The sequence below is a fragment of the Hassallia byssoidea VB512170 genome (assembly GCF_000817785.2).
Lineage (GTDB): Bacteria > Cyanobacteriota > Cyanobacteriia > Cyanobacteriales > Nostocaceae > Hassallia > Hassallia carrinoi.
In genome coordinates, this window is sequence record NZ_JTCM02000088.1 from 16,187 (window position 1) to 28,282 (window position 12,096).

Here is a 12,096-nt window from a genome sequence, read left to right on the forward strand (position 1 = left end):
ACATGAACCATTTTTCTAAACTGACGCACCTATAACTGGCATTAAGAATATTTCTTTAACTTTTGATTTGGCGCTTTTATTAAATCACAATATCTCGCTCAAGCAGTTGGTAATTAAATATTTATACCGCCTTCATTGATTTGAATAACAGCTAAACTTGAATGAAAAATCGGAACATGCATAAAGCTGTTGCGGGTACTTATAAATTTTTTATCGTATGGAAATGCGATCGCCGAGTTATTAACTAAGAAGCAAGCATCGAGGTTGGGGTTGATGTCCACGTCCTTTGTATGGACAGGTCTAGCTGCATGATTTTGTTGAAGTTGAGAAAGTGCGAAGCGCGTACCCTACGGCAACGGCAGGAAAGCTTACCGTACCACTTCGTGGAAGCGCTAGCTAGCGTAGCCCTAAATTATCTAGATTTGGTTTTTGAACAGTCGGCAATTGCTAACAACTTTTGTAATATGCTGCGAGATTGGCACGACAAAGCAAGACGCGGCGATAGAGTTAGGGATATGTGGAAAAGTTGTACGGGTTAATAAAAGATTGGCAGATCTTCCACTGGATGCATCTGCTGAAGTCTTTCTCAGTGCAATTCAGGATCAAGCTGATGCAGCTGTCTTTTTCCCAACATATGAGGCAAAGTATAAACTGATTAAATTTGCTAGTGCCCAACAAAAATACCAAGTAAAGTTGCCAAAAAAGCTACGGCTGTTGGGAGGAGCAAGTCTTTATAGCTCATACATTTTGCAACAAGGTAAAGATGCTATTGAAGGCTTAGTTTTTGTGGTTCCTTGGTTTGATGCCAAATCAAACTCCAACACATTTGCAAAGGAAGCTAGGAACAGATGGGAAGATCCAATTAGCTGGGAAACCGCTATTAGTTATGATGCGACTCAGGCTTTTATTAAAGCTATGTCTTTGTCTGACAATCCGTCTCGACAAAGTGTACTTGAAAAACTCCCATCTATTAACCTTTCACCTGATGAAAGTTCAGGAAATGGACTAAAGTTTATAGACGGTGAGCGTAAACAAGAACCAGTCCTGGTTAAAGTCTTAACGGTGATTTTGTAAAAGTGGATGAAAATTAGTCCTCCTCCAATTCTTTCTTTTCTTCTTTGCGACTCTCTCTTGAAAAGGTCTGATGCCTTCTCTTCTCCCAAAGGGAGACGCTTGCGCGAACGAGAGGCACGCGGCTACGGCAACCCCTTCTCCTTCGGAGACGCTCCGCGAACGGGGAACGGAGGAAACCTCCGCTCAACGCCAGTTCGCCCAAGTCAACGAGTTCCCGTCTTGGCGCCTTGCGTCGATGGGAATCTCGTTGACCCCTTTGGGGTCGGGAAACCCGCCCAAGCGACTGGCTCGACTTTTCGCTGCTTCCTTTGCGTGAGGAAAAAATTATTTGCAGCAACTTTCATCATTTCTAACAAAGACTTTGCGTTACTCTGCGCTTACCTCAGCTACCTGGTGCGTTTAAAAACACAAAAGTAAATAGCCCCCTCTCTGCAAGCAAAGAGGGGAAAATAAAGCGCGATCTGGCTTACGCTTGATTCTCAAAGTAAGCTTCTAGCGCTTTGTTCACCAACTCACTCATTGGTTTACCTTGACTGGTAGCAGCTGCTTTCAGCTTGACGTACATATCATCTTGAACGCTGACTCGATGCCGACTTTTACTGCTGGCAATCGTAGTATTAGCGATCGCTACCTCTTTCCCTCCACTTTCTTCTACCACCGCACCAGTTGTAGAATCTGCCATTGTTTCCACCAAACCATCGCTATCATCTGTGATTTCTGGCTCCCCAACAACTTCAGATTCATAATTCGCAGCAAACTCCCGAATCGCATCAAACCCAACGCGATCGCAAAAATCACCAAAGCTTTCCCCAGTTTGCTTTGACTGCTTAAAGAACACAAAAATCGGCTCTAGCTGCGTTTCTATGTCATTATGGTGTAGCCTTTCCATATAAGGTAACGCCAATCTAGTTTGAGCCGGCGAACCTCCCAGCCATACTTGATAACTTTCTGGAGCGCTACCCACTAAACCCAATTCTGCCATGTAAGGACGAGCGCAACCGTTCGGGCAACCTGTCATCCTTACCACAAAATGTTCATTTTGTAAACCCACTTTATCTAATGACGAGCGAATTCTTTCTAAAATCCCCGGTATTGCTCGTTCAGATTCGGTGATTGCCAAGCCGCAAGTCGGCATCGCAGGGCAAGCCATCGCGTAACGCACCAACGAATCTATTTTACCAGGGTCTGTGACAACACCGTAACGCTGTAGAATCTCTTCAATAACTTGTTTTTTCTCAGGTTCAATATCGAAGAGAATCGCGTTGTGATGCGGTGTCAAACGGATGGGCAAGTTTAATTGCTCAACAATTTCTCGTAGTGCGGTTTTGAGTTGCAGAGAACCTTCATCTTTGATGCGACCATTTTCGATGGAAACGCCTAAAAACAGCTTACCATCGCCTTGTTCGTGCCAGCCGAGGAAGTCTTCATATTTCCACTCTGGCAGTTCTTTAAAGGGTGTAAGTGATTTGCCAAAGTATTCTGCAACCTTTGACTTGAATTTTTCAACCCCCCAATCGTGGATGAGATATTTTAGTCTAGCGTGACGCCGGTCAGTGCGATCGCCATAATCTCTTTGAGTAGCGACAACCGCTTTAACTATCTCGTAAACGTCATCTTTCGTTACATAGCAAATCGGGTCAGCCATTCGTGCGAAGGTTTCTTCTTTGTTGTGCGTTCTTCCTAAACCACCACCAGCAAAGACGTTAAAGCCTTCTAATTCACCCTTATCATCGGTTATTACCACCAAGGTGAGGTCTTGGCTATACAAATCAATCGAATTGTCTCCCGGAACCGTCACGCAAACTTTGAATTTGCGCGGCATGTAGAGATTGCCGTAAATTGGTTCTAAGCTATCTTCAACAATCGACTTACTATTATTTTGTCGTGCTGCCTTGACTTCTGGCTTTTCTTCGGCACTAATTATTTTTTCTCCATCCAGCCAAATATCGTAATAAGCGCCGGTTTGCGGTTTGAGCAAGTCAGAGATATTCTTAGCATATTCCCAGGCATACTGATATTCTGGGCGATTTTTGAATGGTGCTGGGCAAGCCATAACGTTACGATTGACATCACCGCAAGCGGATAAAGTCGAACCCATACTTTTGACCATACCAGCGATCGCCGCTTTGAGATTTTTTTTCAAAATCCCGTGTAACTGAAACCCTTGACGGGTAGTTACTCGCATTGTATGGTTGCCATAATCATCGGCGAGCTTGTCTATAGTCAGATACAATTGCGGCGGAATAAAGCCACCCGGACAGGTGGTTCGCAGCATAAACTGGTAATCTTTTTCCTGTCCCTTGATGCGATTGTCGCGGTTATCCTGCTGGTAAGATCCGTGAAACTTGAGGATTTGTACCGCATCTTCGCTAAAGTGAGTAGTGTCCTGAAGTAGTTCGCTGGCAACAGGTTCGCGTAAAAAATTACTATGTTCTTTCAGACCTTCAACTTTAGAAGGTTTACGGTTGGCGGTAGGGGCAGGAGCAGATTTAACCATTAGAGTTGTATAGTGTTCTCAATAAGGCATTATTTTACGCCGAAGCAGCTAGTTCTTAGCACTTATTCGGCTATCGATCCCCGGTAATCCGGTCGGAATCAAGAGGAATATTTTACATTTTAACATGGCAAAAGCTGGGTTTATCAGTGATGCAACACTTAACAAACCCAGCAATATTTTATATGGTTATGAGTCGCTTCTAGAAATTGTTTGAAGCTACGATTTAAACCAAAGGGTAGCGCTAAAAGTTATAAGAGTCTTGTGTGAGGAGGCTGACGGTAGATTACATTTTACTTGAAGCGAACACCGACACCAGTTTGGATGCTCAGAGCAGAAGCAGGGCTATTTTTGTAGGCATCAATTCCTAAAGTAGCATTACTGTAGAGCAAGAAATTTTTAGTAACTTCAGATTCTAACCCAGCAGTTACAGCTACGCCATCTTTGTTACCGAGGGGACTTGGTTTACCGTTTGCTTCCACAAAAGAGTAGCCAACACCTAAAAAGGCGTTGGTGTTTTTAGCAATACCCACATCAGCGGAAACTTGGGGGATAATAGCAGTTGTTTGGTCGCTCCAAAGAACATTACCGCGTGCTGAAAATGGAGTATCTCCTAATTTCAAGCGACCTGTAAGATTACCACCAAATGTTGCCGCATCGCCATTTTGTCCACCGTTGGTAGTGCCAACTGCCACACCAGCACCAACATAGCTGGCGTCAGTACCATTTTTGGTTTGAGCAGAAGCTTGACCGGCAGAAAGAAAAATAGGAGCAACTACTAAAGAAGACAATGCAGAAATTGTCACAAAAGACTTGATAAAGCGCTTCATAATGTCACCGAATTTGTAGGTGTTGCATTTAAACTCTAGGTCGAGATTCAATGAAAAAAGTTCCAGAAAATTTCAATTTTTTTATGAATAACTTGTCACTATTAATGCACGTCACTGAGAAGACAATTACCCACAAATATTAATAAGCTGTTATCATTACGGAGATTTTTCTTTACATCCGGCATTTTGTCACACAAGTAGACAGTTTTTTAACTGGTACAAACTTGAGAAATAAAAGTTTGTCTACTTAAGTCAAAAAAACAGCCTTTACTAACGGTGTAATTTATAAATTTAGAAATAATTAGGACTTAAGTAGGTGGGTTGAATTAAATATAAAACCACTCTCACGCGGTGTGTTACCGCCATTCATTACGGCACTAAGTACCATTAATGGTGCGTTAAACTTCGTTATAACGCACCCTACTAACCACGCCAGTAGGGTGCGTTAGGACAAGCGTCCTAACGCACCAAAAATATGGGTTTCGGTGCGTTACGCTCTCGCTAACGCACCCTACAATGGTTTTACTGTTTAGGCGATGCTATCAAGTGCGGATATGAAGTTGATTGTTGAAAATTATCCCAGCGAGTAAATAATGCTAACTACTACAAAAACGTTGTCTGGTTTGATGGGTTTGTGTATCGGTGATGCTTTAGGAGTCCCAGTAGAATTTACTAGCCGTGCTGAACGAATTAAATCGCCAGTAACATCGATGCAGGGTTATGGAACTTGGGATGTACCAGCTGGCACATGGTCTGATGATAGTTCATTGACGTTTTGTTTGGCAGAATGTCTTTGTAACGATTTTTCGCTCGATGCGATCGCTAATTCATTCTCGCGTTGGTATCATGAATCGTACTGGACTGCTCGTGGTGAAGTATTTGACGTTGGTAACACCACATTTTTAGCGATCGCCAACTATAAACAAGGAACTCCACCCTTGGAAGCTGGAGGAAAGACGGAAAATAGTAATGGTAATGGTTCTTTGATGAGAATCTTACCTATGGCTTATTGTCACAAAAGCTTAACTTTTGCAGAATTGATTTCGCGGGTACACCAAGTTTCTTGTATTACCCATGCCCATATGCGATAGCGAAGCGCTGCTGCGAAGCGCAGATCGCAAATCGCCTGCGGTATATATATCAGTATCGCAGTTTGTCTTTTGCAAGGAGTTGATCCGCAAGCAGCTTATTTACAAGGTTTAGAAAACATTCGCTCCTTTTACTCTACATCTGAATACGCTTTGGAAATACCCCATTTTTCCAGAGTATTCAGCGGCGAAATTGACAAGTTACCACTCGAAGACATTCGTTCTAGCGGCTATGTAATTGATACTTTAGAAGCGTCGCTTTGGTGTTTATTAAATACTTCTAACTACGCCGAGGCGGTACTCAAAGCGGTAAATTTAGGGGGAGATACTGATACTACTGCCGCTGTTACTGGTGGGTTGGCGGGAATTTACTATGGGGTGGAAAATATTCCCTCAGAATGGATTTCGCAAATTGCCCGAAAACAGGACATTATTAATTTAGCAGAACGTTTGTTGCGGTGTGTTTACGCAAAGTAGAGACGAAGCATGTGGAACGCGCAAAGTAGAGACGAAGCATGTGGAACGTCTCTACTCTTTAATTTTGACTTGTTCGGCAATCCATTCGAGATAGGGTTGAGAACCGGCGACAATGGGTAGAGCGATGATTTCCGAGACTTCGTAGGAATGCAATTCGCGAATTTTGGCTTCTAAGGTGGGAAATAGCGCCAAATCGGTTTTAATCAACAATTGCCATTCTTGCTCTTTATGTAGTTTTCCTTGCCAAATATAAATTGAGTGAATTGGCAGTAAACTTACACAAGCGGCGAGTTGAGCTTCTACAAGAGCATTAGCGATCGCTTCTGCTTCTTCTATTGAAGCAGTTGTCACTAATACCACACCATAGCCGACTGAGCTATCCATATCAACAACTCATAAATTGAATAATAGTTATAAGTTATAAGTTATGAGTTTGTAATTGCTAATAACTTATAACTCATGACTAATGATTAAACACCAGACAAAGAATATACCTGACCATCAATTAACAATCGCGTGATCCCCTTAGCTTGCAGATGAGTTCGTGCTTTGTGGAGCATTTTACTATCTGGAACTTTAATTACGCGATCGCGCTTGGTAGAGAAGCGCTTTGCTACTCGGTGGTTATCAAATATCGGCAAAGTTCTTTGCTGAGTTTCGATGGTGGGAATTTGCCCCAAATCGCCAAAATCTTTCAGCGGTCGAGTGATTAATTCTGAGGAGCGATCGATTACTAAATAGCAAGTTTTGGGCAAATGAGCTGCCGACAACGGCAAAACTTGCACCGCTATATCACCTAAAGCTCGTCTTGTGACTAAAGGTCTTGGCTCTTCAAAGTCGTCATCATCCTCATCGAAATCATCATCATCTAAATCGTCGTCTAAATCGTCCAAATCCTCTGACTCGTCTAGCAAGTCTTCACCGAGCATTTGCGCGATTACAGTCGGGTTTGGACGTTCACCCTCTAACATTGGGCTAGGAATACTAGCTATTTCCTGGGGTTTTTGTTCTAAAAGTTCTAATTGCTCCGCTACTGTAGGTCTTGGTATCGGTGTCGGTGCTGAGGAACGCCGGCGCACCCGTCTGTTAGCGGCTGCTTCCTCGTCGGTTTCATCTTCTTGGTAAGGTTGTGCCTCTACTACTGGTGGAGGCTGAACAACTTTGACTTTTGGAGGTGCCTTGCGCGGACTTGGCAAAGAAGTTTTCGGCAATTCGGGTGGAAAGCTTTCTTCCTTGGGAGTTGCTTTCACCTCGACTTCTTTGACTTCTTTCTCTTTTTGTGGTATGATTCTCGATTGCACTTGGTCATAGCTTACCGTAGCTCTGCCTTCAGGAGTTCGGGCAGCCCGCTTTAAAGAAACGAGGTATTCGTACTCGTCTTCTGGTAAGGTACTTTTGAGCAAGCGACTAATTGTCGAATTACTAACTTCATAGCGTTCTGCCAAAGTTGAAGTTGTTTCGGCAGTCTCTCGATATAACTTAAGAATTTCTTGTTTATCAGAATCTGTTAGTTTTCTCACGGTAGACACCAAATTTTTGTTAAGCTCGTTTTCGTCCGCCGGCACGCCGCGATCGCACTTTAGATGCGTCATATTCCAAGGCTGCGCTGATGCCAAATAACACTCCACTCATTACCCAAAATACCTCTAGTATCTCTCCACTTTGATAATTGGGAATCCAATTAGTAGCATATTGAAACCACATATCTGCTATGTAGAGCGAAAACGCTGCGGCTGCAATCATTCGCCAAGATAGAGAAGCTCGTCCGCCCCAAAAAGCTAGCAGTAGCGTGGTGGCGATAATTAACAATAACACGTCGCTGACAATGTAAACAGTATTTAAAATCAAAGCGATATTTTCTACCCCTGATGGCACTTCGAGGCTGACTTTATCTACTCCTTGTGGTTGCTGAGAAATCAGCCACGCCAAAGCGCTGCCAAATGCTCCAATTGCCAACACAATCATCCACTGCCATTTTTCCAGATTGAGTCGCCTAGATGCAACTGCTAAAATCATGCCTACACCAAGGAACAAATATGTCACCACAAAAAATACATCACCTAGGGAAACGATTGGCTCTTCTTTTAATACTATTTCCGTATAGCCGAAAAATATTCCGCCAAGAAAATAAGAAAGCATCCCGATGCCAATTGCCAGCCAAACATTGCGATCGCTGACAATTTGCGGACTGCGCCAATTCCTTAAGCATAATATCCCGGCACTTAAATAAGCCAATGCTTCAAAAATATTTGTACCAATTACGTACCAGGCAGCACGACTTTGTGTGCCGTCTGCTCCTGGAATTTTGGCACTAAACAACAAAAAGTACAATAGTGCCAGCACACCCCAGGCAATACTAGCCAAAACGATGTTTCTCGTTTTGAACAGGGATTTAGTCGGATATGAATTGTTGTAAGATGCTCTCATATGGCTTAACTGTATAAATACATTCACAGCAGTATTTTGGCAATTGGGTGCAGTCAACGCTTGATGTGACTAAAGGGTTCATTTAACTTCAAAGCGTAGTCGAAAATTCTTTCACCAAAAGAAACTGCCGTGTATATGTTGGTTATTGCCATAGTTTACTCAGTGGAGATTGATTTAGCCAACTGATAAAGTGCGATCGCTCTCCTGATGGCATATCTTGTAACGTACCAGCCACAAGTTTTGCAAAGTTGGCATTGCCAAAATATCCTTTCCCCAATCGATGCAATTCTTGCAAAAGCAGAATTACATGATTTTCTTGCCAAGCGGGAAGTTTGGCTAACTGCAATGGGTTGGTTGTCAGCAAGTTACGAGCTGTCTCTGATGAAGATACCTGGGGAAATTGCTTTTCAAGCAAAACTTCCGCAATATCCTTCTCAAATAATGACGCTTGTCGAGTTCCTAAAAGCTCTTCAATGTCAATATAAACCGCTTGCAGTAGCAATAAACTCGCTTGGATCAAAATTCCTGTCTTGCTATGACTACCAGTCTCACTATCTAGTTGCTCTAAACGGATTTTACCCCAAACGCTGTAGCGCTCCGGTTCCTCTAGCAAGACACAGGCTTTACCTCGATTATCAGTTAATTCCCTCCACAAAGCTCTAGCTTCTTCCTCTTGATTAGCCTTGAAGACGCTAATCAAACGAAACGTTAGCTCCTGATAATAAAGGATCGGCACTTGCTGATCCCGTTTTGGGTGCTGAATCGACGATATTTCAACATCCTGCCGTTTGAGAATAAACATGGCACACCGAAATTAACTTTTGACAGGGGCATTTTTGATATGCTATCTATAATGGCACCGCAAGCTTATTGGCTCATAGTGCTTTCTTCTGGGCTTTTGGTTTGAGTGTATCCATTTGTTCCAACTCATTCACAACACAATATACAAGCGTGCAATACTCCCTAATTGAACGTTTTTCGTCTAAATTGGTCAGAGCGCAACTTCTTCAAGCCTAGGAGTGAAAATGCATAATCTATAATAGATTGCATTTTGCCCTTAAGCACATATATAATAGACGCTGACTCTTTCGAGGGACAATAATTTAATTTGGGTGTGTAACTCAGGGGATAGAGTAGCTGCCTTCTAAGCAGTCAGTCGCAGGTTCGATTCCTGCCACACCCGTTTAACTAAATACGAACTCTCAAGCATAGTAGGATGATACGATTAAGTCAGATTGAGGGTTCATTTTGCTGCATCATACTAAAAACAAAGGTGATATTGCTGCAACCAAAGCCATAGCCGACCTAACTCTGAAAGGATACTTAATTCTTACACCCGTCGTTTGCGAGCATTTACCTTTTGATTTTGTTGCGTACAAAGATGACAAATTTTACAGAATACAAGCTAAATATTCTGGAGACAATAGAGTAGTAAATAAAACGATTTGGGTGGATAAAAACGGTATCCACCGGAGAAAGTATAATACAAAAGACTTTGACTTTTATGCAGTTTATCTACCTGATATAGATAAAGTTGTTTATCCATCAATTAACTTTGGTGGTTGCTGCATCAATACCCAAATACCTAATTCAGCTACACCGTTTTACTGGTGGGAGGATTTTACAGACTTTACTGAAGAAGCGCTGAAGCGAACTTATAAAGAATTTGGTGTAGACTTAACAACCAGAAAGGTTAACCCGGACTCTAGAATTCACACTAGAAAAGTAGAAAGACCTTCTAAAGAAGAACTAGAAAAACTAGTGTGGTCAAAGCCAACAGCGCAAATAGGCAAAGACTTTGGTGTATCTGATAAAGCTGTAGAAAAATGGTGTAAGACTTATGGGATAGAGAAACCCCCTAGAGGATATTGGGTTAAAAAGGTTTATGGAAAAATAGAAGAATAGTTAAGCGATATCTTTTTTAAAGAGGTTTCATCTGCTCAAGTACCTTGTTATCAAGATACTTTTGTTCAATCATCTCAACAGAGTTATCACACCATTTAGCCACTACAGCAGTGGGAACACCTTTAGCAATTTGTTCTGAGATGAAAGTATCACGACAAGAATATGGGGTTGTTTTGCGTTCTACTAAAGAATCTACAATTTTATCCCAAGCACGGCGTGAAAAGTTTCTATAATGTATTGATAATCCTTCCGGAGAGGGAAATACTAAAGATTCTGGTTCAGGATTTTCCGGCTTAATTTGTATAAGTAATTGCTGGAGTTTTTGGTTACAGTTAAACACTCGCTTTTTATTATTCTTAGAACCATTAACTCTGACTCTTTCACCGTTACCTACCTGAACTAACGCACCTTCAAAGGTAATCCTAGAACAATCCGATATAACATGTTTCCACTGTAAACCGATCGCTTCGGAAGGTCTACAGCCAGTTAAAAATAAAAACTCTACAAATGGTGCATAATAGCTGTAGCCTATACCTTTAGTTGGTTTGTGATTTCTAAAAGCCTGAATTATTTTTTGCTTTTCTTCTTCACTGAAAGCATTAGGTTGTGAATCATCTTGCCATTTGTGCTTGGGGAGTTCATTATACATCCCATCAAAAGGATTATTTGTAACTAAACCGTGTTTCATTCCCCATTTACAGGCTGCTGAAAGATACATCAGTACATCTTTTACTTGTGAATTGGTTGTTTGTTGCAACAGCGCAAGACGAATTTTTATAGGTTCATCCAATAATTGATAAGGACAGCGTTTAATATGTTTTTCAAGTACAGCTAATTTATCCAGCGTTGTAGGTTTTAAAGATTGACGCTTGTAGTCAATATATTCATCCCACAATTCTGAAATTGTTGATACCTTCTGCGCTGATGGTTTGACTATAGATAAATGTCTCTGCGGTTTGTACTTGTCAAGTGTTTCATCAAAGCAACCGGCTTCGATGTCTAGTTCTATTTGATGCACTTTTTGTTCTGCTAGCTTTTGATTTTCTGGAGTGTCAGTCAACCCAAGGGTTAGGTATTTGTTTTGTCCATCAAATAGCTGACGGGGTAAGTGAAGCCGCAACCGTCCTCTAAAAGACTCAATACCGACAGAACCTTTACGATTTCTCAATTGTACCTTGTCTACCATTTGTCTATCAAAATAATGTATTCAGTTAAATGATAGACAAATGATAGACAAAAAGCAATCGAGATAGACAAAACTACCCTGAAAAAAACTATTACTGTTGCCTTCAAAACACTCTGTAAAATATTTACAAGCGGCAATGCCCTATAAATTAAGGCTTTTGCCGCTTTACAATCTATAATATTCAAAAGCCCGTGACGAGGATTGAACTCGTGACCTCACCCTTACCAAGGGTGTGCTCTACCACTGAGCCACACGGGCAAAATAGCTTGAAACATTGTAAGTGTTAATTTCTCAACTATGCTAACGCATAATTCAATCTAAAATCAACACTGATGATTTGTAGTGAGATGGGCCGAGCTGGATTTGAACCAGCGTAGCTTTCGCAACGGATTTACAGTCCGTCTCCATTAACCACTCGGACATCGACCCATTTATCTCACGATTACTAATAGTAGCATAAGGTTTTAGAAATGCCAATAGTTTTTGCAAACAAATTTGCGGAAAGTTTGAGCGGAGGTTTCCTCCGTTCGCGATTATGCAAAGTTGCCGTTGGCGTTCGCGAAGCGTCTCGAAGAGAAGCCTCTCGTTCGCGCAAGCGTCTCCCTTTGGGAGAAG

At 41.9% G+C, this 12,096-nt stretch carries 11 protein-coding genes, 3 tRNA genes and 1 pseudogene; 6 read left to right on the forward strand and 9 right to left on the reverse strand.

Going from position 1 to position 12,096, the window contains the following annotated elements:
- Positions 1–290: 290 nt before the first annotated feature.
- The 3 genes from PI95_RS26200 to PI95_RS26210 are packed head-to-tail and all read left to right on the forward strand — an operon-like array spanning position 291 to position 1,491.
- Complete coding sequence (locus PI95_RS26200) at positions 291–539, forward strand: hypothetical protein (protein WP_163519211.1); 249 nt, start codon at positions 291–293, stop codon at positions 537–539.
- A 7-nt stretch (positions 540–546) separates the two neighbouring features.
- Positions 547–1,074 carry an ABC transporter substrate-binding protein gene (locus tag PI95_RS26205; protein WP_039748139.1) on the forward strand — a complete coding sequence of 176 codons (528 nt, stop codon included), beginning with the start codon at positions 547–549 and terminating at the stop codon, positions 1,072–1,074.
- Positions 1,075–1,131: 57 nt separating this feature from the next.
- A complete protein-coding gene (locus PI95_RS26210; protein WP_163519212.1) occupies positions 1,132–1,491 on the forward strand; it encodes a hypothetical protein in 360 nt (119 codons plus the stop codon).
- Between the two features lie 49 nt (positions 1,492–1,540).
- On the opposite strand, the gene sir is transcribed toward PI95_RS26210, so the two are convergent.
- A complete protein-coding gene (gene sir / locus PI95_RS26215; protein WP_039748136.1) occupies positions 1,541–3,571 on the reverse strand; it encodes a sulfite reductase, ferredoxin dependent in 2,031 nt (676 codons plus the stop codon).
- A 290-nt stretch (positions 3,572–3,861) separates the two neighbouring features.
- A complete protein-coding gene (locus PI95_RS26220; RefSeq protein WP_039748133.1) occupies positions 3,862–4,398 on the reverse strand; it encodes a putative outer membrane beta-barrel protein in 537 nt (178 codons plus the stop codon).
- Positions 4,399–4,991: 593 nt separating this feature from the next.
- On the opposite strand from PI95_RS26220, the pseudogene PI95_RS26225 reads away from it, so the two are divergent.
- Positions 4,992–5,963: pseudogene (locus tag PI95_RS26225) on the forward strand (ADP-ribosylglycohydrolase family protein).
- A 51-nt stretch (positions 5,964–6,014) separates the two neighbouring features.
- Here the strand turns inward: PI95_RS26225 and cutA are convergent.
- From cutA to PI95_RS26245, 4 genes are all read right to left on the reverse strand, one after another.
- The gene (gene cutA / locus PI95_RS26230; RefSeq protein WP_039748131.1) at positions 6,015–6,347 is read right to left on the reverse strand and encodes a divalent-cation tolerance protein CutA; all 333 of its coding nucleotides are present in this window, start codon (positions 6,345–6,347) and stop codon (positions 6,015–6,017) included.
- A gap of 86 nt (positions 6,348–6,433) precedes the next feature.
- A complete protein-coding gene (locus PI95_RS26235; RefSeq protein ID WP_039748945.1) occupies positions 6,434–7,483 on the reverse strand; it encodes a transposase in 1,050 nt (349 codons plus the stop codon).
- A 19-nt stretch (positions 7,484–7,502) separates the two neighbouring features.
- A complete protein-coding gene (locus tag PI95_RS26240; protein ID WP_039748129.1) occupies positions 7,503–8,390 on the reverse strand; it encodes a hypothetical protein in 888 nt (295 codons plus the stop codon).
- A gap of 142 nt (positions 8,391–8,532) precedes the next feature.
- Entirely contained in the window at positions 8,533–9,192 is a 660-nt protein-coding gene (locus PI95_RS26245) for an Npun_F0813 family protein (protein WP_039748127.1), read from the reverse strand.
- Between the two features lie 308 nt (positions 9,193–9,500).
- Between PI95_RS26245 and PI95_RS26250 the strand changes: the two genes are divergently transcribed.
- Both PI95_RS26250 and PI95_RS26255 read left to right on the forward strand, forming a co-directional pair.
- Positions 9,501–9,573, forward strand: a tRNA-Arg gene (locus tag PI95_RS26250).
- A gap of 65 nt (positions 9,574–9,638) precedes the next feature.
- The gene (locus PI95_RS26255) at positions 9,639–10,295 is read left to right on the forward strand and encodes a group I intron-associated PD-(D/E)XK endonuclease (protein WP_039748121.1); all 657 of its coding nucleotides are present in this window, start codon (positions 9,639–9,641) and stop codon (positions 10,293–10,295) included.
- Positions 10,296–10,311: 16 nt separating this feature from the next.
- On the opposite strand, the gene PI95_RS26260 is transcribed toward PI95_RS26255, so the two are convergent.
- From PI95_RS26260 to PI95_RS26270, 3 genes are all read right to left on the reverse strand, one after another.
- Positions 10,312–11,481 carry a tyrosine-type recombinase/integrase gene (locus PI95_RS26260; RefSeq protein WP_039748120.1) on the reverse strand — a complete coding sequence of 390 codons (1,170 nt, stop codon included), beginning with the start codon at positions 11,479–11,481 and terminating at the stop codon, positions 10,312–10,314.
- Positions 11,482–11,667: 186 nt separating this feature from the next.
- A tRNA-Thr gene (locus PI95_RS26265) sits at positions 11,668–11,739 on the reverse strand.
- Positions 11,740–11,829: 90 nt separating this feature from the next.
- Positions 11,830–11,910 (reverse strand) — tRNA-Tyr (locus PI95_RS26270).
- Positions 11,911–12,096: the final 186 nt, after the last annotated feature.

What these genes read in the sequence shown, in the direction of transcription:
- PI95_RS26200 (WP_163519211.1), top strand. Translation starts at nt 291, where the DNA reads ATGGACAGGTCTAGCTGCATGATTTTGTTGAAGTTGAGAAAGTGCGAA.
- sir (WP_039748136.1), bottom strand. Translation starts at nt 3,571, where the DNA reads ATGGTTAAATCTGCTCCTGCCCCTACCGCCAACCGTAAACCTTCTAAA.
- PI95_RS26220 (WP_039748133.1), bottom strand. Translation starts at nt 4,398, where the DNA reads ATGAAGCGCTTTATCAAGTCTTTTGTGACAATTTCTGCATTGTCTTCT.
- cutA (WP_039748131.1), bottom strand. Translation starts at nt 6,347, where the DNA reads ATGGATAGCTCAGTCGGCTATGGTGTGGTATTAGTGACAACTGCTTCA.
- PI95_RS26240 (WP_039748129.1), bottom strand. Translation starts at nt 8,390, where the DNA reads ATGAGAGCATCTTACAACAATTCATATCCGACTAAATCCCTGTTCAAA.
- PI95_RS26245 (WP_039748127.1), bottom strand. Translation starts at nt 9,192, where the DNA reads ATGTTTATTCTCAAACGGCAGGATGTTGAAATATCGTCGATTCAGCAC.
- PI95_RS26260 (WP_039748120.1), bottom strand. Translation starts at nt 11,481, where the DNA reads ATGGTAGACAAGGTACAATTGAGAAATCGTAAAGGTTCTGTCGGTATT.